Genomic DNA, 24,727 nt, shown 5'->3' with positions numbered 1-24,727 from the left:
ATATCTGCGGTTTTGGATTAAATCTTAAATTTAAAATATAAAATTTTATAATGTCAGACACTAATTTTACTGCTGCTTTACCTCCAGAATCACTCCACCCAGAATTGTCTGGGCTTTTGCCTGTGTCATCCCTACGGGCAGAAGCCATAGCACGCATCCGCAACAGTCTCCGCCCTGGACAGCAGCAAATGGCTGATTGGCAATCTGGCCCTTTGGCGATTTCAGCCGTTCCTGGTGCAGGCAAATCTACTGGAATGGCGGCGGCGGCGGCGATCGCGATCGCTCGTCAATATGAGCGTTCATCCTCCCGCCGTCAGTTGGTAGTCGTTACTTTTACTCGCTCCGCTGCTGCCAATATTAAAGCGAAGATTCGTAAATTTTTACGAGATGATTTATCTCTACCTCAAACAGGATTTTTTGTCTATACCCTACACGGTCTAGCGTTGAACATTGCCAACCGCCATTCTGATTTGTCAGGTTTAGAGTTAGAAAATGTCATATTAATTACACCGACCCAAAGTCACCGCTTGATCAGAACTGCTGTAGAACAATGGATTGTAAATAATCCAGATGTATATTTGCGGTTATTGGAAGGTCATCAATTTGATGGAGAAGAGACAGAAAGGTTGCGTCGTCAATCGGTATTGCGAACAGAAGTATTACCAGAATTGGCTAATACGGTAATTCATGAAGCAAAAAGTTCTGGGATATCGCCAGAATTGTTGCGGGAGTGGAGTAAGCAAACCACAGACGAATATGCAATTTTGAGTGTAGCGGCGGGATTGTACGAGCAATATCAAAACTTGATGCGATCGCGTGATTTTATCGATTACGACGATATGATTTTAGCCGCACTGCGCGTTTTAGAAAACGACAGCGCCCGCCGCATCGAGCAAAACCAAATATTCGCCGTCTTTGAAGACGAAGCCCAAGATTCTAGCCCTCTTCAGACGCAGCTATTAGAAATTTTGGCAAGTAATCAAGAATATCAGCAAGAAAATTCTCCACTCCTAACTCCTAACTCCTCACTCAATACAGACGTAATGAATCGCGTCTCTTGGCACTCCCCACTAAATTTAGTCCGAGTTGGCGACCCTAACCAGGCGATTAACTCTACCTTTACTCCAGCCGATCCGATTTATTTCCGGCAATTTTGCGAAGAGTGCGATCGCATCGAACGATTGGCAACGATGGATCGAGCTGGTCGCAGTACTAGAATTATCATTGAAGCCGCTAACTTTGCCCTCAAATGGATCAATAATCAGTGGTTAGCAACAACCAAAACTAACAACAAACAACAGATTCCTGACAACCGACAAGTACCATTTCGCTTGCAGACAATTCGCCCTGTGGAAGTTGGCGATCCGCAAGCTAACGCCAACCCCGCACCCGTAGGACGAGGATTAGAACTTTATACCCCGCGTGATATTCATCACACCGTTGAATTGTTATCTCAAAGAGTAATTGAGTTATTTGGTGAAGATCCAACAAAAAATAGTGCCGCGATTTTAGTCCGAGAAAATCGTCAAGGACGATGGTTAGCAGAAGCTTTGACACCTCTGTGCAAAGAGCATAAAATTACACTTTACGATGTGGGAGAACGCGATCGCCGTTCCCATGTTCCTCAAGAGATTTTGGCATTATTGCAATTTTGCGATCGCCCCCACTCCCCCGATTACCTCAAAGCAGCCCTAGAAGCATTAGTACAGCGCCAATTAATTCCTACCCAAGACCTCAACGCCCTTGCTAGTTTGCCAGAAGAGTTTTTGTATCCTGGCCCCCTAGCAGCACCCCAGCCAGAAACAGTACAAAAAGCTGCCCGCTTGTGTCGCAGCTTGCTCCGCGCTCGTTTGGAATTGCCTCTTTACCAGCTAATTTCCTTTCTCGCCTTGACTTTAAATTATGACCAAGCAGAATTGGCAACTGCTGATAAACTCGCAGAACGGGTAAACCAGCAGATAGCTGGCAATAGTTCGATGGGAAGAATGCTGTCAGCTTTAAGTGAAATTGTTAGTTCCGAACGGTTTGAACCAGTGGAAACCGAGGATTCGGAAGAACGTTATACCCGTCGCGGTCAACTGACAATTATCACTATGCATAAAGCTAAAGGGCTAGATTGGGACTATGTGTTTCTTCCCTTTCTCCACGAAAACTTGATTCCTGGCAGATTTTGGGTTCCTCCCCAAAGCCAATTTTTAGGCGACTTTACCTTATCAGAAGTAGCTCGCGCCCAAATTCGCGCTACTCTCCACGAAGAATCCATCATACCGGATGTTAGTCAAGCATGGGAGGTGGCAAAAAATTTGAAAACATCTGAAGAGTATCGTTTACTCTATGTGGCCATGACACGGGCCAAGCTTTTGTTGTGGATGTCTGCGGCGCAGAAAGCCCCTTTTACTTGGAGTAAACCAGACAATTTACAAGAACAAGCACCTTGTCCGGTGTTTCCAGCATTAAAACGTCAATTTCCTGAATGTGTGGTGAATTTAGCGGCAATGAGCAAATAAGTATATCTGTTCACGTGAAAGTCGCACACTGAGCAAATATCCCGCCCAGAACTAAAGTTCCGGGCTGATAGCTAAAGTCCACTCAAGTGGACTGAACTAAATTTCTTCTTTAGTCCTCTAAAAGAAGCCTTTCGTTACGAGACTCGGAATTTATTCCGAGGCGGGATAGATAGCCAACCACTTTTCAAACAACCTCTTATAAGGAAACTGAATTAAGAGTGCAACGTCAAACAAACTATGATTGCAATTGCAATATTATCTGTTAAATTTTTAACAATCAATACATAATATATGAAATCCATCGTCCGAGCATCTGCCGTAATTAAAAGTACCTTCCAGTCACCCAGAGGAATTTTCTTGACGCTAGTGTTGACAAGCTTGCTATCTTGTGGATTCGGAGTCATTGAAAACAATTCTGCTGGGGCTATTCCTTACCCAGACGGCACTCAAATATCCCAATCCCAAGCAAACGAGTTACCAAAAACGATCGCTAATAAAATTTTAGGAGATGCATCCTTCCGTTCCGGTCTACGTAAGCGGGAATTAGAGATTACCCAAGTCACATCGAAAACCTTTGGTAATCCCTGTGAGTTTAAATTTGGAGAAGTTTGTACTAGGGAATACAACCCCATTGAAGGCTGGGAAGTAGTTGTCAAAGTCCGCCAAGATTCGTGGACTTACCATGTAGATAAATCTGGAAAGCAAAGAATATTAGATCCGAAAGTGAGTACTTCACAAACATTGCCAAAAGCGATCGCAGATGCAATTTTGACCGATGCCTCAAGCCGTTCTGGGGTGGAAATTACTGATGTAAAAATTACTCAAACTACACCAAAAACCTTTGGAAATCTCTGCCAATTCAACTTTGGCGAAGTCTGCACTCAACAGTACGACCCCGTGGAAGGTTGGGAAGTGATTGTCAAGGTTAAAGAGCAATCTTGGATTTACCATGTGAATAAATCCACTTCGCAAATAATTTTAGATCCCAAAGCCAACGCTACTGAAAAAAGTAAATAATCAATGGCTTTGGTTTTTCCCCATATCCTGATTCCGTGCTTTGACCATCAAAGCACGGATATAGTCATTTTTACCATTTGTATCAGCTTCGCGATCGCTCCGAAAACTTGCCGTAAAGTCGCGTTTTAGAACTTCGTAACGATCGCCGTTGCTTAAATCCTTCATTTAATTGCAGTTATAGCAATTTTAATAGTATATAATAATGGATCGTGTCGAATCAAAGCTAGACCATGCCTAAACTAAAGACTCGTAAAGCCGCGGCAAAACGATTCCGTGCCACCGGTAGCGGCAAAATCGTCCGTCGCAAAGCTTTCAAAAGCCACCTTTTAGAACACAAATCTTCTGACAAAAAACGTGATATGCGTAAGAGTGCGCTTGTACACGAACGCGACGAACTTAACGTGCGCTTGATGCTCCCATATTTGTAAGTATTTTAGGAAATAAATTATGACTCGGGTAAAACGCGGTAATGTAGCTCGCAAACGCCGCAATAAAATTCTCAAACTAGCTAAAGGTTTTCGCGGTTCCCATTCAACTTTGTTTAGAACTGCCAACCAACAAGTGATGAAGGCGCTACGGAGTGCCTACCGCGATCGCAAAAAGAAAAAGCGCGATTTTCGCCGCCTCTGGATTACCCGCATCAACGCTGCTTCCAGGCAACACGGCTTGAGTTACAGCCAGTTGATCGGTAACTTGAAAAAAGCTGATATCCAACTAAATCGCAAGATGTTGGCACAATTGGCAGTCCTCGATCCAGCTAGTTTCGGCAAAGTTGCACAATTGGCACTTCAAGCTAAAGGATAAAGGTGGTGAGGGATGTATAACAGATGTAACAGACGGCAAACAATTACTCGGTTACATCTGGTATTATCCATCACTATCTTTTGGATTTTTTGCTTTTCTCTAGTGGGAACGGGATTAACTGCATCTGCTGCCGAAATGTCAGAAATTCAGCAGCGGGGCTATTTAAATGTTGCCGTGAAAGATAACTTGCGTCCCTTGGGATTTAAAGATGACAACGGGAATTTGCAAGGCTTAGAAATTGACTTGGCCAAGCGTTTGGCAGTTGACTTGGTTGGTAAAACCGAAGCTGTAAAATTTCAACCTGTAGCGAATCGCGATCGCCTGTCTGTAGTCTTAGACAAGAAAGTTGATTTTGCGATCGCTAGAGTCACAGCAACCGAATCTCGCAGCCGCATAGTTAGTTTCAGTGTTCCCTACTATTTGGATGGCACTAGACTAGTTACAAAAAATACTTCAATTCAGCAGTTGAGCGATCTATCAAAACAAAAGATTGCCGTACTCAATAACTCCAGCACTATTGCTCAAGTGCGGTACTATGTGCCAAATGCCGAGTTAGTAGGAGTGAATTCATATATAGAAGCGCGAGAGCAAATAGAAAATAATGCCGCCGCCGCCTTCGCCGCAGATGCTAGTGTTCTAAGCGGTTGGGTGCAACAATATCCTCAATATCGGTTACTGCCAACTAAGTTATCAACTGAACCCTTATGTGTAGTAATGCCCAAGGGATTGCAGTACGATGAATTAAGACGAAATGTGAATCAAGCGATCGCTCGTTATTTAGAAAAAGGTTGGCTCCAGCAACGCTCTCAATATTGGGGTTTACCGTAAATTGGTCATTAGTCATTGGTCATTGGTCATTAGTCATTAACGAATAACAAGGAACAAAGAACAAAGAACAAATGATCAAAGGACAATAGTCATTAACGAAGAACAAAGGACAAATGACAAATGACAAAGGACAAATAACAAATAACAAACTTTATAATATTTCTATTTGCAGTAATGGATAACAGTCTAGCCGTTGTTTATCTCTCAATTTTGGTGGTGATACTCACAATTGCAGCCGTGGGTGTTTTTCGCCAGATTTTCAAAACTCGCAAGGTTGAAGGCTCTTTTGCCAGATTGCGAAAGAAGTTAGAGAAAGAAAAGGGTACGACTCAAGAATATTATGAGTTAGCCAGTATTTATTCAGAAAAAAAAATGTATTCTCCAGCGATCGCGCTATTTCAAAAAGCTCTCAAAGCTGCTGAAGATGAGGGAGAAGAAAATATCGCCCCTATCTACAACGGACTGGGCTATGTTTATTTTACCCAAGAGCAATATGACTTAGCAATTCGTCAATACAAAGAAGCTCTCAAGTCTAAACCAGACTACGTGACAGGATTGAATAATCTCGGTCATGCCTACGAGAAGAAAAAATTAAATACTCAGGCGTTACAAGCTTACGAAGAAGCACTCAAATTTGCTCCAAATAACTCTATTGCTAAACGTCGTGCTGAATCTTTACGCCGTTTGGTTTCTGCGTAAGATAAGCATAATCCCCGAACCCCCACCCCGCAAGCTTACTGTGTATACATAAGTTTGAAATAGCTCAAAAATCACGGTTTTACCCCACCCTAACCCTCCCCTTATAAAGGGGAGGGAACTAGATTTCTTGTTTCCCCCTTTTATAAGGGGGGATTAAGAGGGGTAATTCGACTTGTGTATACACCGTAGCCGCTTACGGGGTGGGGTTATTTTATAATTAATTTCGCTTTAGCCTCTTAATTTATCGGTTTTCAATCTTAGGTTTGGAAATAGATAACTATAAGTCTTTTGTAAAAATGTAAAAGATGATTAAGCGGCTAAAGCGTTTTTTATGGCTAGCTATTGTTATCCTTGTTGTCATTTTTATCTCAATCGGATTAATGGAAACATTGATGGCTCAACCGCCTTCGATTTCCCATCCTCTCACTTCGCTAACTGAGGTAGAAATTAGCACAGCTGTTTCGGTCATCCAAAGAGAAAAAACTTTGAGCGAAATGGCAGCTTTTCCACTTATTGCTTTACAAGAACCAGATAAACAAGAAGTTATAAATTTTACACCTGGTAAAGTAATTGGGCGAAAAGTTTTTTTGGTAATCTATGAACGTTCAAAAAACAAAACCTTTGAAGGAATTGTTGATCTCAAAAGCAAAACCTTAAGTTCTTGGAAAGAAATACCGTCTGTTCAACCTGCGATCGCTAATTCAGAATATGAACTAGCAACTCAGGTAGTTAAAGCCGATCCCCGATGGCAAAAAGCGATGCAAAGGCGGGGAATTAGCGATTTCGATCGAGTTAAAATCAGTTGGTGGGCACCAGGAATTCTCAGCGAACACGAAGAAGCAACAGGTAATCGTCTTTGTCGGGGCTTATCTTACTACAAAGGCAAAGGCTGGAACTATTACGGTAGTCCGATTGAAGGAGTTTTAGCAACAGTTAATTTGAATTCGGGTAAAATTGCCAGTTTTGTTGATAGAGGAAATGTACCTTTCTCTCAAGAAAACTGGGATTACGATCTCAAATCCTTGGGTAAATTACTTTCACCACTGAAAGCATTAAAAATACTCCAACCGAATGGTAGAAGTTTCCAGCTTGAAGACAATGAAATTAGCTGGCAAGGTTGGAAGTTTCGCTATTCAATACATCCTCGCAATGGATTAATGCTCTACCAAGTGACACACAAAGACGGGGAAAACATTCGACCAGTTTTATACCGTGCTAGCCTTTCAGAAATGGTAGTACCTTATGGCGATCCTAAGCCTACTTGGTCGTTTAGAAATGCCTTTGATGTTGGAGAATATAACTTAGGTTTACTAGCAAATACGATGGAATTAGGTAAAGAAATTCCTGAAAATGGCTTGTTACTAAATGCTGTATTTGCTAATGAGCAAGGAGAACCTTATCAAATACCAGGGGTTATCGGTATCTACGAACGCGACAACGGAATGCTGTGGAAACACTATGAATATAATACTCAGCGTAATGATGTCCGTCGCAGTCGAGAATTAGTGATGAAGATGACGGTAGCCATTGACAACTATGATTACAGCATCAATTGGATCTTTCACCAAGATGGGACTTTGGAAGTCCAAAATGAATTAACGGGTATTGTATTAGCGCAGGGAACGGCTGCCCAAAAGCAATCTGATGATGATTCCTATGGTCGATTAATTGCTCAGAATATCTTTGGAGTCAATCATCAGCACTTTTTCAATTATCGCCTAGATTTCGATGTCGATGGTCAGGCTAACTCTGTGATGGAAATGAATGTGAAAGCTTTGCCGATGGATGAGAAAAATCCTTTAGGAAATGCGATCGCACTTGCAGAAACCCCACTAGCCAAAGAAACGGCTGCTGTGCGCGATTTGGATATGAAAAGCAGTCGAGAATGGATGATTGTTAGTGCAGACAAAAAGAATGCTCTCGGTGCTGCACCTGGATATATGCTGATGCCTGAAGGAAATTCTATATTTTTTCCTGTGGAAGGCTCAAAAATCCGTCAACGGGCAGAATTTGCAACTCATCACGTGTGGGTAACAAAATATAAACCGACTGAACTCTATGCTGGGGGCGATTATCCCAACCAGACGAAACCCGGACAGGGTTTACCGAAATATATTGCAGACAATGAGTCTTTGCTGGGTGAAGATATCGTACTGTGGTACACAATGGGCGTAACTCATATTCCGCGATCGGAAGATTGGCCTGTGATGCCTGTTCACCGAGTTGGCTTTAAGTTAGTCCCTAGAGGATTCTTTAGCCGTAATCCAGCGATAAATTTGCCTGAGTAAAATATTTGTTGGCTCAAGTTTCCTGCCTTCAGGTTTTTTGTTATGTCTAAAGGCGGTAACTTGAATGCTGATAAACTTATATAGTTCAAACATTGGCACTGGTTAAAATAGGATATCTAATGAATTTTCCAGAAATTAATATTCCCGGTGATGGCAAGCTACACGCTCGTTTAATTACTTCCTTGGGTGAAATTGTAGTTCGTTTGGAAGAAGAACGAACTCCCAACACCGTTAAAAATTTTGTCGGTCTAGCAACTGGAACAATCGACTGGAAAGACCCGAAAACAGGTCAATCAGGTAAGGGAACTCCAGCTTACGATGGAGTTCGCTTTCATCGGGTCATCCCTAATTTTATGATTCAGTGTGGCGATCCTCTGAGTCGTTATCTAGATACAGCCAACCGCTGGGGTACTGGTGGCCCGGGATATCAATTTGAAGATGAGTTTCATCCTGAATTGAGACACACTCGTGCAGGTATCCTATCGATGGCTAATGCCGGACGCGGTACTAATGGTTCGCAATGGTTCATTACAGAAGCACCAACGCCTCACCTTGACAACAATCACAGTGTTTTTGGTGAAGTTGTCGAAGGTCTAGATGTAGTTAGCAAGATTGCTAATGTACCTACAACTAGAGATCGTCCGAATAAAGAAGTGGTGTTAGAAAAAGTAGAAATTTTTCGGCAGTAATTAACACCTTGGTTTGTAGTAAGCACTTTAGTGCTTAGAGGATGTTTGAAAAGTCATGATTGATGTATAAAATATTTTTTACCCCACCCTAACCCTCCCCTTATAAAGGCTACGGTGTACACACAAGTCTGAAGTCGTTGATAAATATCGGTTTTACCCCACCCTAACCCTCCCCGATGCATTGGGGAGGGAACCAGATTTCTTATTTCCCCCCAATGCATCGGGGGGATTAAGGGGGGTAATTAGACTTGTGTGTACACCGCAGCCTTATAAAGGGGAGGGAACCGGATTTTCTTGTTTCCCACCTTTACAAGGGGGGATTAAGGGGGGTAATAATTCGGTTAAAATCACAGCTAACTACTTTTAAAACATTCTCTTAGAAAATAAGGACTAAAGTCCTTACTACGAACTTGTTTATCCATCGAGATTTTGCAGTCCTACTGCAATCTTACTGTGTTTTTCAATTTGCCCCATCACTTGTTTTGCGCGTTGAATAACTACGGCTGGTAAACCTGCTAATCTTCCCGCTTCAATTCCATAAGACTTATCAGCACCTCCGGGTTGGACTTGGTGCAAAAAGATAATTTGGTCGGGTAATTCTTTCACTGTCACTTGATAGTTAGCCACATTCGGGATAATGCTAGCCAGTTCATTTAACTCGTGGTAATGGGTGGCAAAAATTGTCCGCGATCGAATATCCACTGCTATATATTCTGCCACCGCCCAAGCGATGGAAAGACCATCAAATGTTGCTGTGCCGCGACCAATTTCATCTAATAATACCAGCGACCTAGATGTGGCATGATTGAGAATATTTGCAGTTTCATTCATCTCCACCATGAAGGTAGATTGACCAGTCGCTAAATCATCTACTGCACCGACACGAGTAAAAATGCGATCGCATATTCCCAATCTGGCAAACCTCGCGGGTACAAAACTACCAATTTGCGCCATTAACTGAATCAATCCTACCTGACGCAAATAACAACTTTTACCACTGGCGTTTGGCCCGGTAAGAATAATTAAATCGGGATTGTCATTTGTCATTTGTCCTTTGTCATTTGTCATTTGTCCTTTGTCACTTGTACTGAGCGTAGTCGTTGGCGCAGCCTCTCGTAGAGAAGTATTTGTTATTTGTTCTTGGTCATCTGCTAATGACTCTTGACCCAATTGCGTTGAATTCGGTACAAAGAACCCCGCTGGTAAAGACTGTTCCACCACTGGATGACGACCATCAACAATGTTTATCTCTCTTCCTGGCAATATTTCGGGACGACAATAACCTTGATGTACCGCTAACTCAGCCAAACCACACAACACATCCGCCGCCGCTACTGCACGAGACAGATTGCGAATTACTTCTGCCTCTTGTGCTACCTCTTCCCGCAACGCTGTAAAAATCTCATATTCCAACTGATTTAAATCTTCTCGCGCCGTCAAAATCCGGGCTTCTCGTTCTTTTAAATCTGGGGTGATATAACGTTCCTCATTGGTCAGAGTTTGCTTGCGAATATAGTTAGCGGGTACAAGGTCTGCTTTGGTGCGAGAAATGCTGATGTAATAACCAAAGGTTTTGTTAAATCCTACTTTGAGTGTGGAAATTCCTGTCTTAGCTCTTTCATCAACTTCCAAGTTGGCAATCCATTGCTGGTCTGCTTCTACAGTTGCTTTTCTTTCATCCAACAAGGGATTTACACTAGGGCGAATTAATCCGCCTTCTTTAATTAGTATGGGTGGTGACTCTACAAGATGCGCGTGTAACTTTTGTGCTAATTCTTCCAACACACTTGGGACTTTTTGCAAAGCTTTCAGGAAGGGAGAACGCGTCTCAATTACTAAGTTGGATAATTCCGGTAAACGTGAGAGAGAATCTGCCAAAGCTACTAAATCTCTAGCATTCGCTGTACCAGAACCCGCCCTTCCTGTGAGGCGTTCTAGATCGTAAATTTGCTTTAACAAATGCCGCAAATCTTGACGCAGGGGCGTATTTTCCATCAATTCTTGGATGGTATCAAGACGTGCCCGAATGCCTTTAATATCAAGTAGCGGTTGCAACAACCAACGCCGCAGAGCACGCCCACCCATTGCTGTACTAGTTTTATCTAACGCCCAAAGTAGGGAACCGTGAAAAGTTCCATCCCGGACGGTTTGGGTAATTTCTAGGTTACGGCGGGTTTGATTGTCAACTATTAGATAGTCGGTGAGAGTGTAGCTGCGGAGTCTTTGAAGAGTGACAGGGTTTTCTTTTTGAGTATCTTCCAGGTATTCCAGAAGACCGCCAGCCGCACGAACGGCGAGGGGAAGACGATCGCAACCGAGTCCTTCGAGCGATCGCACTTTAAATTTCTGCAATAATCTCGGTTTAGCTTCTCCTTGAGAAAAGGGAAGTTGCGATCGCAAACTATAGCAAAATGATGGTGGCAAACACTCAGGAAGATGTGGCGAAGTTTCTCCCGGACGCAGCAAACTACCCAAATCGGGCGCATTTGTCGGAACTAACACCTCTGAAGGTTGTAAGCGCATTAATTCTTGAGTCAAATGTTCTAAATCGCTACCTTGAGTCGTGAGAAATTCTCCTGTAGAGATGTCTGCATAAGCTAAACCCCAATGATTTGCGGCAATTACTACTGCTGCTAAGTAATTATTGCGACTGGATTTGAGCATTCCTTCTTCTAGCAAAGTACCGGGGGTAAGGATGCGCGTTACTTCTCGCCGCACTAATCTCCCAGCAGCTTCAGAAGCATCTTCCACTTGGTCGCAAATTACGACTGCATAGCCTTTTTCTACTAGCATCGTCGCGTAGCGTTCCCAAGCGTGATGCGGAACACCAGACATCGCCACCCGTCCCTGTTCCCCAGCTTGCTTACTAGTGAGAACTAATTCCAACTCTTGCGCTAGTTTGACAGCATCTTGGAAATAGCATTCAAAGAAATCTCCTACCCGATACAGCAATACCGCGTGAGGATATTTATCCTTCGTCTCGACATAATGCAAGTACATTTGACTTAGCTTACTGCGATCCACCTGTAGATGGTCAGAAATAAAAGTACTTGCATCGGGCTTGGTAGATGGAGTTTCGGAGTGAGAGGCGGTCATAGATGCTATCGAGTTATGCACAGAAATTCCACAAGATCCGATGATAACGTGATGTGAAAGTTGAATGGCGATCGCTCAAGGATATTTTACCTTTATCTGAAAAATGTTAATTTTGATACAATGCAAAATTCCCAACTTCTTCATGAAGCCGGGAATCTGAACAACTTAACTCAAACAAAATTATTTCATATTCTAAATTAGCAACCCCAAATTAAAGATGGTAGATGACTGATACCAATTTGAAAAATGATTGCGACAGATGGAAAACTGAAACACTTATTTAATGGAGATTTCACAATCCAAAATCGTTCGACTGAGCGCAGCCGAAGTCTAAAATCTAAAATCCAAAATGGTATGGGGTTGCAAGTCAAAAAATATTACTCTTCTTCCTCTTCTTCGTCTTCTTCTCCAAACACTGCGTCTATAAGTTCTTGTGCGCGTTCGTCTGAAATATTTAAGGCTTCTTGAAGTTCAGAGATATAATCTTGTTCGCTTTCAGGTACTTCTTCGTCAATCCCTACTACTAAGATAGCTGTAATGTATGCAGCTTCCCGATAACCTCTATTGGGTAAGGATTCGATAGACTGAGCGATTAAATCTTCTGGTTCTTCTTCTTCAATCAAGCTGACGACTTTTTCGGTCAATTCTTCAAAGTCTTCTTCAGAGTAATCTTCAAATAAGTCAACCCGACCGAGAAATTCACTCAAAGCATATTCTTCTGTGGAAGAAATACCTTCACCATCAGCCGCAGCGGAAAATAACCCAAGAATTGCGATCGCCACTTCTGGTTCTAGAGCAACTGAACTAACACTACGACCTTTGGGCAACTTGCGTTTAGACATAATTATCCTCTAAAAGTTACGTGATATTTCAGGAAGTCATATTTTGTGATTTATCATGCTTCCTCGATTTATGATTCCCAAAAGAATGCAGAAATATACATTGGGATGAATCTTTTTTTCGTAAAAAATACGCAGAGAGTATATTCATCTGCGTATAAAAACGGTTAAGTTTCCTTAAGCGATGAGATTTTTAGTACTTGTGTACGCTGCGTAGCCTACAAACCAGGGTTTTACCCTACCCTAACCCTCCCCTTATAAAAGTTTTACCCCACCCTAACCCTCCCCTTATAAAGGGGAGGGAACTAGATAGATTTCTTTTTTCCCCCCTTTATAAGCGATGCCCTGAGCTTGTCGAAGGGGGGATTAAGGGGGGTAATTCGACTTGTGTATACGATTAAATTTCTTTTTTCCCCTTTCTAATGTTGATTTGGAGTTCGCAATTGTTGATTTGGAGTTCGCAATTGCTGATTTGGAGTTCGCAATTGCTGATTTGGAGTTCGCAATTGCTGATTTGGAGTTCGCAATTGTTGATTTGGGGTTCGCAATTGTTGATTTGGGGTTCGCAATTGCTGATTTGGAGTTTGCAATTGCTGATTTGGAGTTCGCAATTGCTGATTTGGAGTTCGCAATTGTTGATTTGGCGATCGCAATTGTTGATTTAGCGATCGCAATTGTTGATTTAGCGATCGCAATTGTTGATTTAGCGATCGCAATTGCTGATTGCACTTATTCTCAAACAACAAATAGATATGAAAAATGAGTAAAAATACAGACAAACTCGTAATTATTTCGTTGAACTTTTAATGAAATAAATCCACAAAACTACCCATTTCAGGCAAAAGGATACTCCACTATGTTGAAAAAGGAAATCTTAAAAAAAAGGATATCTCATGTCTTTAAGAACTCGTAGTTCTGCTGCTGTTGACAAAGCCCAACTTCGTCTTGCCTTGCTTAAATCCGTTGATGAAAATCTGGATTTAGGATATGGATTAAACATTGAATCCTACAACCACCTCATCAATACTACCCGTGCGACGTTAGAAGCTCATAACACGCTTGTATCCAATCTTGAAGAATCGCGTAAAACAATAATCCAGATGGATAAAGCCCTCTCCGAAATGTCTGAACGAATGCTAAGTGGAGTTGCAACTATCTACGGCAGAAACAGTATACAGTATTCCAAAGCTGGCGGCTCTAATGGAAAAAGAAATAAAAAATCTATTTCAAAAGTTGCTCCAGTTGTAGCGCTTCTTTCCACAGAACCGGCTCAAGCTGCAATTGCGGATGCGTCAACTAACGGTAAAAACACAACTCCTTTACTGCAATAATCCACTTTTTGCATAAATCTAGTGCGTTGTCAAGCATAAAATTGTGTATTAAATGTAAGTTGGGTTGACATAAGGAAACCCAACATGAATCGTGTTGTTGGGTTTTGCAAAGCCTCAACCCAACCTACTTTTAATCGATCTGAATTTTATAGTGGCGATGTCTACGATGGTCACTGAGCCAAGTCGTACCCCTCCTCTTAAGCAAGCTACGCAAAGCGTCTCCAAGAGTTGTGCGGGCTACGCCTACGCCCTTGTGGAAGAGTCCAATATCATTAATGTCAACTCAACTATAATGCAATATTATGCCAGCAAGAGATATCTTTCACAACGCAGTCAAAAAAGGACTAGAAAAAGAAGGGTGGAAAATTACCCACGATCCCTTACCCGTAAGTTTCGAGTTAGGAGATATGTATATAGACTTAGGTGCAGAAAGAATTTTAGCAGCAGAAAGAGAGGGTGCAAAAATCGCTGTTGAAATTAAAAGCTTTTTTAAAACATCTGCGATTTCTGAATTTCACACAGCTTTAGGACAATTTATTAACTATAGACTAGCATTATCCGAACAAGATCCAGACCGTACTCTTTATTTAGCAGTTCCCATCGATACATATACTTCTTTCTTTACTATCAGACTTGTACAAAACATTATCAAAACATATCAGCTTAAATTAATTAATTATCAGCCTGTAACCGAGGTTATTGTCGAATGGATAAACTAAAAAAATATCAAGAAATAATTCAGCAACTTCTCAAAGAATATGCTGCAATTTCTAGCCAAGACTCAGAAGTTGAAACTCAATTAATTTTTGACACAGAACGCCACCACTATCAACTTGTAAATGTCGGCTGGAAAAACCAACGTCGTGTCTATGGTTGTTTTATCCATTTAGACATCAAAGATGGTAAAGTTTGGCTGCAACACAATGGGACAGAAAATGAAGTAGGAGAAGATTTAGCAAATCTAGGTATCCCCAAGCAGGATATTGTTATCGGCTTTCATTCGCCATTTAAGCGCCAATTTACAGATTATGCTGTAGGTTAAATATCAACAATCAACTAATTAGATAAAAACATCCCACAATCACTTCCATAATTAGTTTATATATTTAGTTTTAACCAGTCCAAAAATATAAATTAGACGGGTTGATTTGTTGTAAATATTTTTGTATTATTAGTTATGTTGTATAAAAACATACTTTTATATCAGCCATAAGAAAGGCGATAAGCTAGGATTAAAATTTCTGGCTGACAGTGGAATGTTGAGAGTATCAACCAAATTCTTTCTGTTCGTTATTGCCAAAACCGGATGCTCCCCACTCACACCCTCTATTTTCCTTGAAAATATCTGAAAATATATGAAATTTAGAACCTGCAAATATCCTTTCGCACTCATCCTAGTCAGCTTCGGTTTTGTGCAGATAGCTGATGCTCAAACTCCTGTAGCTGAAATCTCCAACTTATCTCAAGAAGTTTCTGTACTTCGGAAACAGGGCCCAAAAGGGTTACAAGTATTTCTTAAATCCCATGCTAATACATTAAATACCGCTTCTTCAGGAGCAGTTCTACCTTCTCCTGCACTTCGGCTAGCTTTAGACGAACTTTGTCAACAACGGGACTGTTACGCCTCTCGTTTGTACTGGTATACTGATATAGAACAAGCCAAAGCTGCTGCTAGAACCAGTGGTAAACCCATTCTATCTCTGCGGTTATTGGGTAGGCTGGATCAAGATTTGAGTTGTGCTAATAGTAGATTCTTCAGGGTAGCACTGTATCCGAATGTGGAAATTTCTAAACTGCTTCAAGACCGTTTCATTTTGCATTGGCAATCAGTGCGCCCTGTACCCAAAGTAACTATTGATTTTGGGGACGGACGCAAGTTGGAGCGAACGATTACAGGCAATAGCATTCATTATGTATTAGATGCATCAGGTCGGCCAATCGATGCTATTCCAGGGTTATATAGTCCCAAAGCATTTTTGCAGCAGCTAGAGCAGGCTGAATTAGCAGTAAAAAATTACAGTAAACTTACACCAAGCGATCGCGAGTCTTATTTAAGAAAATACCACAGCGATCGCTTAAATTCTATCCAAGCTCAATGGGTTGCAGATTTATCCCGCCTGGGTATCCAATCTCCCCCTAAGTTGGCAGAAACTCCCAGCAATCCCACTCAACCACCAACAGCAGAAATAGCAAGCTCTCTAGCAGTTTCTAAAATGAGAGTTGAAACGCCAATGTTAACTGCTCTCCAGTCTAATGCTGAACGAAATCAAAACGCCTTGGCTGAAATTACTGACCAGAAAGTTTGGGACAAAATTGCTCAACTCTATGCCCCCGATGTCAAGCTAGATCGAAACAGCATCTCTCTAATTAGAGCTAAAAAGTCTCAATCTGCCAACACTCAAAAAGATAATTTGCCGATAATAGTGAAAAATTTTGAAGCCACAATGGCTTTAGATACAGTCAGAAATGAATATATGTTGCACAGCCAAATTCATCAATGGTTTATGCAGGGTAAGCAAACAAGGAGTGTGGAAGCGCTCAATGAACAAGTATACGGACAACTATTTTTAACTCCTAGTTCTGACCCTTGGTTGGGGCTTTTCCCCAGCGACAGCTACAGCGCCATTGATAATGATGGTATTCGTTAGTAGCTCATAAACCAATACAGTTCAGTTAAGAAAAATTGTAGTGGCGTGGCAAGCAAAAAAATAGTGCATTAGAGCAGGGTGGTTTCATACGAAAAAAGAAAAATACATAAGCCTTCATTTCTTGTTTTGTAGCATGGCTTTTTACCCCTCTCTAAACCTCTTTCCGAAAGGTCGATAGGCTTTGAAACCCAGTTTTAGTTTTTCTCTGGTTGTATGAAATTACCCTGCTTTCCCCGTGGGAGAGGGAGGTTGGGAGGAAGAGGTTTATCAAACTCACGTTAAGTAAAAAGGAGTGATGAGATTTTATTACATTGACACCTCACTCATCACTCCTTGTAACTTGCGCGTTGATTAGCTGTTACGCATTGTTAAATTACACCAGCTTACTACTTCATTTATCCTCTAACTAAAGAGACGGATAATTATTAAGTTCATACGTGATTGACGATACAAACTTTTTTAACTTATTAATATTTATCTTTACAATTCTAGATATAGTAGACCATTGCTTGTTCTTAATAGTTTTACTCTTACCCGTGTCAGATAGTTTTATAATGAATTTGAAGATGGAAAGGCTTGGATTCCCAAGTTCTTAAAGAAAATGGGAAGGTCTGCGCTAAAGGAGAAGTACCTAGCGTCGAGATGAAATCTAACCCCTACAAAGGAGTAAGGTTGGAGTAAGGTTGAAATTTCTAAGCTTTTGGTGTTAGCAATAAAACTTTTAAAACACCTTCTTAAAAAAATTGGGAATCTTGTTATGAATTTTTTATAAAGTTTATTAAGTTTATTAATAGCCAAAGTATTCAGAATCACCAACAAACTTAACTTAGATTCTATCTCTTTGGTAGTAATTGCTTAATTCTTGTGATGGAAGTTGGGTAAAGTCTTATTAGTTATTCTTAGAGGGTGTTTGAAAAGTGTCGTATAGCATATTAAATTGTGACATTACACCCCCAACCCCCCTTATAAAAGAGGGCTTCAAAAGACTATTTCCTCCCCTTTCCAAGGGGGGGTTAGGGGGGTATTAGAGACTTTGGGTAACAAATATAGCTTTCCAAACATCCTTTTAGTAAAGATGGAAACAATTATTATTAGCACTAAATTATTTCTTAGGAGGAATGACAAAGCGGATTCAACAATACTATTCAGAAATTAAGGTTGAGATGTAGAGTTTTCCGAGTGTAGTATCTGCTCTTTGCTAATCGTTATTTTGACTTACTTATCAGTTTAGTCAAAAATTAGCATAATCTTAGATGGCAGATTTGGTACTCGTATTTAGCTGAGTTTACATAATTTTACCACCAAGGGTAGAAGTAATACTTAGCAGAACTCCGTAAAATTTCTAGTAAATAAATATCTCTGTGGATGCTTTGCAATTTGTAGATTCAATTTACTTTGAGCATCTAGGTTGAATGCTACATGTGTCATTTAAAAACTGGCTCATCTGTAGCAACTATAGGATATAAATTGTCAAAAACCCAAAATAAATTAACTTTATTACTTCAATTACATGAAAATTGCAATTTATAACCTATTAAATTTATAATTCAATAAAATTAAGTATACTGCAATTTTTTTCAAGGGTTTACTTAGTAGTTTTTTTACTTAACTTCTGCAAGCAAATGGCGGGAATTTAAGGTGAACATAGAAAAATTTGTCCAACGTACAGAAATATTGCACAAGCGTTTAGCAGATTTATACCAAACTGCTAGTTTATTACCTTGGATTTCGCCTGATTTGTTACCGGAAGCTTTTAAGGAACTCCATAACACCTCAAAAATAGCACAGTTAGCGGCAGAGGAACTTTATCAGCAAAACGAGGAACTAGTAAAAACACGGAATTGGTTAGAAGCAGAGCGCCATCACTACCAAGATTTATTCGAGTTAGCGCCAGACGGCTATTTAGTGACTAATACAGAAGGAATTATCCAAGAAGCTAACCTCACCGTAGCTAAGTTGTTGAATGTTTCCAAGCATTTTTTAGTGGGCAAACCAATAATTAACTTTGTCCTTCTAGAAGAACGTCAGCAAATTCGCAACGAACTGATACAGCTATCGCAATCAGACAAAGTTAAAGAGTTATTGGTACGTTTGCAACAACGTTATGGCGAGCTATTTTATGCAGCTTTGACAGTGACAGTTGTCCGCAATCAGCAGGGTAAGGCAATTTCTCTGCGCTGGATGGTGCGTAATATAACCCAGCGTCAGCAATTAGAATCAGCAATTAAAGACAAGAGTGACATTTTCAACAATCGCCCCCTACATAAATATGATAAAGGAGAAACTATTCCCCTCAACCCATTAGTAATTTGGTATGTTTCTCAGGGTTTGGTGAAACTCAGTACCTACTGTGAAACGGGTGAAGAAGTGCTGATTGGATTGGCAACACCAGGAATGGTTTTTGGTTCTAGTTTGACATCTTTAGACATTTACCAAGCAACAGCGCTTGCTGATGTTAGCTTAGTGTCAATTTATGCAACAGAAATATCAGCTTCTACAACACTGAGCCATACGCTTCTACCAAAAATTAAGCAGCGGTTACAGCAAACAGAATCTTTTTTAGCAATTTCTGGTAGACGGCGAGTACAAGATCGCTTACAACATCTATTACAACTTTTGAAACGAGAAGTGGGTGAAACTGTACCAGAGGGAACTCGCCTAAATATTCGCTTTACTCACGAAGATATTGCTAGCGCCTGTTGTACCACTAGAGTAACAATTACACGATTGATAGGGAAATTGCAAGAAGAAGGTATAATCAGTTTCGACTTCAAAAAACATATTATCTTGAGAAATGTTGATTGATGACATTTTTCTTAAGTAAAGATCAGTTGCCAGCTAATTAGGAAAATTGCTATATCTGCAAAAATATGGCTGATGTATCCAGGCCAAATCGAGCAATAATTTAAGTAGCACCATGACCAAACCGCCCCTGCGAGAAACACTCCCAATGAGCATAATGTTGTCGCACGCCAATCAAAGTAAGCTGCTAAACCAACAACATGATGAATCGTAAAAAATAGTGCAGACAGTACTACAGCTAAAGGACTTGATACCAAAATTTCACATTTACGATAAACAAACCAACGCCAGACAAATTCCTCAAGTAAAGAGTTAACAAATATCCAATACACTGCACCGACTAAGTAAATTACAAAACTGTTCAATCCAATTTGTGTTGCTCGATCGCGAACATATTCAACATCTATCCATTTTGCGCCCAGCAGCCAATAAACAATCAAAATGATGCCTAGCATTAATAGCCCTAATCCGACACCAGCTAATAAATCACGGCTTTTAGGATATTCAAATTTTAAATTTTCTTGCTCGACAAATAATAACCAAATAATGGGTACTAGCAATAACCAGATTTTAGCTAATAAAGCTACTAAATGTCCTTGGAAGCCAGGGAGTATATATAGCTGAGTTGCAATACCAATGCTCGGAACTGGCACAAGTAACAACAGAGCTAGTAGTGCATTTTGATTTTGGTTAGCTTTTAACATCGGGAAACTTTGTTATATTTTGATGGTTTTGAATTTTCAAATACATCTATTTTTAAAATTATAGTTTTTAGATTAAATTAAGATGATTACTTGTAATAAAATCTATATTAACGAGGTTTACTATCAATACTGTTAGTTAAGGTAAGAGACGCGATAAATCACCGTATCGACAAGAATTAGACGCGATAAATCACCGTATCGACAAGAATTAGACGCGATGAATCGCCGTATCGACAAGAATTAGACGCGAAAATCGCCGTATCGACAATAATTAGACGCGATGAATCGCCGTATCGACAAGAATTAGACGCGAAAATCGCCGTATCGACAATAATTAGACGCGATGAATCGCCGTCTCTACAAGAATTAGTCTTTTGTGAAAATGGCGATTTGTGTTTTTATAATGATTTTTCACATCTTGGTGAATTGTATTGAGTTACTATTAATTTTTATATGCAAACTATAAAACATGAGGATCGTCATCAGATTTAAATAAAGTGACACTTTGTATATTGCCACATAAATTTAATCCTAAAACTTATATGAATTTGTGTGTAATATTCCTTTGAACGCAGCATTTTGGTAATTATTTCCTGTGCCGATATACTTACTTACACATAATTCCAATACACAGCGTCTTGCAATGTTGTCAAGGTTTGGGATTTGAGGCGGACATCAATACCTATTGTGCTAAGTACAACTTTGGGGACTTCCAAGAAATAAATTATCCACTCTTGTGGGGTGGGCGACACGAGCGCCCGTTGACAGGGGCGGACAAGATGTCCACCCCACAAGAAAAGTTGTATATTTTTTTATTTGGAAGTCCCTTGCGTAAAATTGTAGCGTTTTTAAACTTACAGAGACGTAACGCTATCCAAACAGGAAATTCAAAATGTACCCAAAATAATGTATATGTGATTGAAGGCGTATTGCTAAAATCGCGATGTCTAGGTTGGGCTACGCCTACGCAACATTAAAAGCGGCTATGCACACACTTGGCAAAAAAACTCTATCATTGGGCTACATCTTAGCACTGGATTTAGGTACGACAGGCAATCGCGCCTTTGTATTTAACGCAGACGGCAAGATTGTTGGACAGGCATATAAAGAATTAACTCAGTATTATCCTCAGCCAGGATGGTTAGAACATGACCCTCAACAAATCTGGCAGGATACCTGTTGGGTAATGCAAACCGCAATTGCAAATGCCCAGATTGTACCATCAGCGATCGCAGCTTTGGGACTAACTGTACAGCGCGAAACCTGTTTGATTTGGGACAAAACTACTGGGAAACCACTCCATAAAGCGATCGTCTGGCAAGATCGTCGCACTGCTCCCCTTTGCCACCAGTTACAAGAGCAAGGCTACGCTGATGAAATTTACGATCGCACCGGATTAATCATTGATGCCTACTTTTCTGCTACCAAGCTCAGATGGCTATTAGACAATGTTACTGATATTGACCTGAACAATGTCTTAGCAGGTACTATTGATAGCTGGGTGTTGTGGAATCTCACAGGTGGAAAAGTCCATGCTACTGACCACAGCAACGCCAGCCGTACAATGTTGATGAATCTTAAAACCTGTACGTGGGATGAGATTTTATTGGATCTGTTGCAAATTCCAGCCCATATTTTGCCCCAGATTCAGCCGAGTTTAGGAGTATTTGGAGTCACTGATGCAACTTTGTTGGGTGCGGAAATTCCGATCGCGGCCATTTTGGGAGATCAGCAAGCGGCTTTATTTGGTCATGGCTGCGATCGCCCCGGTTTGGTAAAATGCACTTACGGTACTGGTAGCTTTTTAGTAGCTCACACAGACGATCGAATTGTGCGCTCACACCATAAACTCATTTCGACAGTGGCGTGGACACAAGCAAATACCAAGGATACTTTAGATGTCGGCTATGCCCTTGAAGGCAGTATGTTTACTAGTGGTGCTTGTATTCAATGGTTGCGCGATCGCTTGAAGTTGATTAAAACTGCTGCTGAAACTGAAGCAATGGCCAATCAGGTAAAAGATAACGGCGGAGTCTATTTTGTGCCAGCATTTAGTGGACTGGGCGCACCTTATTGGGATATGAGCGCCAGGGGAGCTTTTTTCGGCATTACCGCCAGTGTACAACCAGAGCATCTAGTTCGCGCCGTGCTGGAAGCGATCGCTTATCAAGTTCTGGAGGTGGTGCAAGCGATAAATGCATCTAGTAGTACTCCAGTTGGGCGATTAACCGTAGATGGTGGTGCTTGCGAGAATAATTTTTTGATGCAATTTCAAGCTGATGTGTTGGGTATTCCAGTTGAACGCCCAATAATGCGCGATACCACCGTTCAGGGTGCAGCATTTGCGGCAGGTTTAGCTGTAGAATTTTGGCAGAGCTATGAAACACTGGTGAAACAACGGCAAATTGAGCGTGTGTTTGAGCCGAAGAGTGATTTTCCCTTGTCCAAATTTGGTACTTGGCAAAAAGCAGTGAAACGTACTCTAGCTTGGGAGGAGTAACCGAACTAAAAACGAGTTAAAGCGAAAATTCAGATCGTGAAAAGGGGAAGGCGAAGGAAAAAATAACAATCTATTACAATAGACTTCTTGGCATTTGTAGGGAATTGGGTTTGGAGGAAAGGGAAAAGGAATAAAAAAACCTTTCCCCTTTAACCTTTCCCCTTTTCCCGCCTCTTGCAAAAGTTACTTTTGCAAGAGGTCTAATCAACAAATGGATGGAGTATTGATTTATCATGCCCTACAGTCAATTCAACATTGACCGAGTAAAACAAGATTTTCATCTAAATACTATAGAAGGAGTTCGCTTTTTCCCAGACTCAATTGAACCCATTACTCCAAGTTTCAGACTACAAGGTATTTTAGAAGATTTACCGTGGGCGATTCTCTAAAGAGACGCTGCGCGAACGCAGTAGATACAGAAAAAGCTCGTTCAGAGGCGATAATTAGTCCTATATTACTGGAAGTGCGACGCATCTTTAATTCTACAATTAGCGTATTTTCAGGGGAAGAGTTTAACGTCGATCCGAGTATTGGACTTAACGGTGTATGTGAGTTCCTACTTTGCCGTTCGCCTGAACAATTAACGGTAGAAGCACCTGCAATTGTCATTGTTGAAGCAAAAAAATCAGATTTAAAATCTGGATTGGGACAATGCATTGCAGAAATGGTAGCTGCACAGCGATTCAATCAAGCCAGAGAGCAACCTTTAACAGCAGTTTACGGTATTGTAAGCAGTGGAACCCAATGGCGATTTCTGAAACTAGAGGGACAAACAGTCACAATTGATTTAATGGATTATTCGCTTCCTCCTATCGAACCAATTCTGATCTTTTTGGTCTGGATGGTGAAAGCAGGCTAATTTTATGCAAAAATTGCTCGTTAAAATAACTCTTACTTTATCAAATATCATTCCCATATAATCAAAAGCGCATGACTACTAAACCGAAGATTTTCATTGATGGAGAATCGGGAACTACAGGCTTACAAATTTACTCACGCCTCAACCAACGCGATGATATCGAGTTGGTTAGCATTGAGGCATCTAAACGTAAAGATGCAACTGAGCGAGCCAAACTAATCAATGCCGTTGATGTTGTCATTCTCTGCCTACCTGATGATGCAGCCCGTGAAGCTGTTAGCTTAGTCAGTAGTAATACAGTTAAGATTCTTGATGCTAGCACTGCCCATCGCACCGCTAAGGACTGGGTATATGGTTTCCCCGAACTAAATCCAGGACAGCGAGAGAAAATCGCCAGCGCCCAGTTTGTCAGTAATCCGGGCTGTTATCCCACAGGATTTTTAGCTTGTATCCGTCCGTTGATTGCCAAAGGACTCCTGAACAGTAACTTTCCCATCACCGTTAATGCAGTGTCAGGTTACTCTGGTGGCGGAAAGAATCTCATTAAACAGTATCATAGCTTCCACGAACAGCAAGCCGGGGCAGAGTCACTCTACCCCTATGGCATCTACGGTTTGCAGTTTGGGCACAAGCACGTTAAGGAAATGCAACATTACTCAGGGTTAGCATTGCCGCCACTGTTCGTACCAGCCGTGGGCGATTTTGAGCAGGGGATGCTGGTACAGATACCTTTGCCACTGGGGACTTTGGATAATCCACCATCAGGTAAGATTATTCATCAAGCGATCGCTGACTACTACCAAATTGAAAAGTTCGTGCAAGTTGCTCCATTCCAAGATTCTACACTGCTCAGAGACGGAACATTTCTAGATGCGATTGCACTGAACGGTACTAATATTGTTCAGGTTTTTGTATTTGCCAATGACACCACTAAAGAAGTCTTGCTAGTTGCTCGTCTTGACAATCTGGGTAAAGGCGCATCAGGAGCCGCAGTCCAAAACCTAAACATCATGCTCGGTTTTCCAGAAGAGTTGGGATTGTCATGAAAGAGGGTTAGCAAGCAGGGGAGCAGGGAGCAGGGAGCAGGGGAGCAGAGGGGCAGGGGGACAAGTTTCT

20 protein-coding genes and 1 pseudogene are annotated in these 24,727 nt (G+C 41.1%); 16 read left to right on the top strand and 5 right to left on the bottom strand.

The window, feature by feature from the left end:
* The first annotated feature begins 50 nt into the window (after positions 1-50).
* Both NSTC731_RS14025 and NSTC731_RS14020 read left to right on the top strand, forming a co-directional pair.
* Entirely contained in the window at positions 51-2,507 is a 2,457-nt protein-coding gene (locus NSTC731_RS14025) for an ATP-dependent helicase (RefSeq protein ID WP_445631339.1), read from the top strand.
* A 291-nt stretch (positions 2,508-2,798) separates the two neighbouring features.
* Positions 2,799-3,524 carry a hypothetical protein gene (locus NSTC731_RS14020; RefSeq protein WP_445631338.1) on the top strand — a complete coding sequence of 242 codons (726 nt, stop codon included), beginning with the start codon at positions 2,799-2,801 and terminating at the stop codon, positions 3,522-3,524.
* Here NSTC731_RS14020 and NSTC731_RS14015 read toward each other — a convergent pair whose 3' ends face one another.
* Entirely contained in the window at positions 3,525-3,689 is a 165-nt protein-coding gene (locus NSTC731_RS14015; protein ID WP_445631337.1) for a hypothetical protein, read from the bottom strand.
* A 65-nt stretch (positions 3,690-3,754) separates the two neighbouring features.
* Between NSTC731_RS14015 and rpmI the strand changes: the two genes are divergently transcribed.
* The 6 genes from rpmI to NSTC731_RS13985 all read left to right on the top strand — a co-directional run bounded on the left by rpmI (position 3,755) and on the right by NSTC731_RS13985 (position 8,832).
* Positions 3,755-3,952, top strand: a complete 198-nt coding sequence (gene rpmI / locus NSTC731_RS14010) for a 50S ribosomal protein L35 (protein WP_445631336.1) — start codon at positions 3,755-3,757, stop codon at positions 3,950-3,952.
* 19 nt (positions 3,953-3,971) lie between these two features.
* The gene (rplT, locus tag NSTC731_RS14005; protein ID WP_445631335.1) at positions 3,972-4,328 is read left to right on the top strand and encodes a 50S ribosomal protein L20; all 357 of its coding nucleotides are present in this window, start codon (positions 3,972-3,974) and stop codon (positions 4,326-4,328) included.
* A 12-nt stretch (positions 4,329-4,340) separates the two neighbouring features.
* Positions 4,341-5,156, top strand: coding sequence for a transporter substrate-binding domain-containing protein (locus NSTC731_RS14000; protein WP_445631334.1), 816 nt, complete (start codon positions 4,341-4,343; stop codon positions 5,154-5,156).
* A gap of 174 nt (positions 5,157-5,330) precedes the next feature.
* Positions 5,331-5,855, top strand: a complete 525-nt coding sequence (locus tag NSTC731_RS13995) for a tetratricopeptide repeat protein (protein ID WP_445631333.1) — start codon at positions 5,331-5,333, stop codon at positions 5,853-5,855.
* Between the two features lie 305 nt (positions 5,856-6,160).
* Positions 6,161-8,143 carry a primary-amine oxidase gene (locus tag NSTC731_RS13990; protein ID WP_445631332.1) on the top strand — a complete coding sequence of 661 codons (1,983 nt, stop codon included), beginning with the start codon at positions 6,161-6,163 and terminating at the stop codon, positions 8,141-8,143.
* Positions 8,144-8,262: 119 nt separating this feature from the next.
* Entirely contained in the window at positions 8,263-8,832 is a 570-nt protein-coding gene (locus NSTC731_RS13985) for a peptidylprolyl isomerase (protein ID WP_445631331.1), read from the top strand.
* A 414-nt stretch (positions 8,833-9,246) separates the two neighbouring features.
* Here the strand turns inward: NSTC731_RS13985 and mutS are convergent, their stop codons facing one another.
* The 3 genes from mutS to NSTC731_RS13970 form a co-directional block, all read right to left on the bottom strand.
* Complete coding sequence (gene mutS, locus NSTC731_RS13980) at positions 9,247-11,928, bottom strand: DNA mismatch repair protein MutS (RefSeq protein ID WP_445632090.1); 2,682 nt, start codon at positions 11,926-11,928, stop codon at positions 9,247-9,249.
* A 377-nt stretch (positions 11,929-12,305) separates the two neighbouring features.
* Positions 12,306-12,770: a tellurite resistance TerB family protein gene (locus tag NSTC731_RS13975; RefSeq protein WP_445631330.1), complete on the bottom strand. Its 465-nt coding sequence runs from the start codon at positions 12,768-12,770 to the stop codon at positions 12,306-12,308.
* 416 nt (positions 12,771-13,186) lie between these two features.
* Entirely contained in the window at positions 13,187-13,546 is a 360-nt protein-coding gene (locus NSTC731_RS13970; RefSeq protein WP_445631329.1) for a hypothetical protein, read from the bottom strand.
* Between the two features lie 114 nt (positions 13,547-13,660).
* On the opposite strand from NSTC731_RS13970, the gene NSTC731_RS13965 reads away from it, so the two are divergent.
* The 5 genes from NSTC731_RS13965 (at position 13,661) to NSTC731_RS13945 (ending at position 19,551) form a co-directional block, all read left to right on the top strand.
* Positions 13,661-14,098: a hypothetical protein gene (locus NSTC731_RS13965; RefSeq protein ID WP_445631328.1), complete on the top strand. Its 438-nt coding sequence runs from the start codon at positions 13,661-13,663 to the stop codon at positions 14,096-14,098.
* A 302-nt stretch (positions 14,099-14,400) separates the two neighbouring features.
* Entirely contained in the window at positions 14,401-14,817 is a 417-nt protein-coding gene (locus NSTC731_RS13960; RefSeq protein WP_445631327.1) for a XisH family protein, read from the top strand.
* Positions 14,805-15,140, top strand: coding sequence for a XisI protein (locus NSTC731_RS13955; RefSeq protein ID WP_445631326.1), 336 nt, complete (start codon positions 14,805-14,807; stop codon positions 15,138-15,140). Before NSTC731_RS13960 ends, NSTC731_RS13955 begins: the two co-directional genes overlap by 13 nt.
* A 313-nt stretch (positions 15,141-15,453) precedes the next feature.
* Positions 15,454-16,746 (top strand): hypothetical protein, encoded by a 1,293-nt coding sequence (locus tag NSTC731_RS13950; protein WP_445631325.1) that lies wholly within the window; start codon positions 15,454-15,456, stop codon positions 16,744-16,746.
* A 1,638-nt stretch (positions 16,747-18,384) separates the two neighbouring features.
* Positions 18,385-19,551, top strand: coding sequence for a PAS domain S-box protein (locus NSTC731_RS13945; protein ID WP_445631324.1), 1,167 nt, complete (start codon positions 18,385-18,387; stop codon positions 19,549-19,551).
* A gap of 11 nt (positions 19,552-19,562) precedes the next feature.
* Here the strand turns inward: NSTC731_RS13945 and NSTC731_RS13940 are convergent, their stop codons facing one another.
* Positions 19,563-20,252 carry a CPBP family intramembrane glutamic endopeptidase gene (locus NSTC731_RS13940; RefSeq protein WP_445631323.1) on the bottom strand — a complete coding sequence of 230 codons (690 nt, stop codon included), beginning with the start codon at positions 20,250-20,252 and terminating at the stop codon, positions 19,563-19,565.
* Between the two features lie 985 nt (positions 20,253-21,237).
* Here NSTC731_RS13940 and glpK point away from each other — a divergent pair.
* The 3 genes and pseudogenes from glpK to argC all read left to right on the top strand — a co-directional run bounded on the left by glpK (position 21,238) and on the right by argC (position 24,657).
* Complete coding sequence (gene glpK, locus NSTC731_RS13935; protein WP_445632089.1) at positions 21,238-22,752, top strand: glycerol kinase GlpK; 1,515 nt, start codon at positions 21,238-21,240, stop codon at positions 22,750-22,752.
* 233 nt (positions 22,753-22,985) lie between these two features.
* Positions 22,986-23,611, top strand: a pseudogene (locus tag NSTC731_RS13930) (hypothetical protein).
* A 71-nt stretch (positions 23,612-23,682) separates the two neighbouring features.
* Positions 23,683-24,657, top strand: coding sequence for an N-acetyl-gamma-glutamyl-phosphate reductase (gene argC, locus NSTC731_RS13925; protein WP_445631322.1), 975 nt, complete (start codon positions 23,683-23,685; stop codon positions 24,655-24,657).
* Positions 24,658-24,727: the final 70 nt, after the last annotated feature.

This window comes from Nostoc sp. DSM 114167 (assembly GCF_052692655.1).
This window is presented reverse-complemented; position numbering and strand designations above follow the sequence as displayed.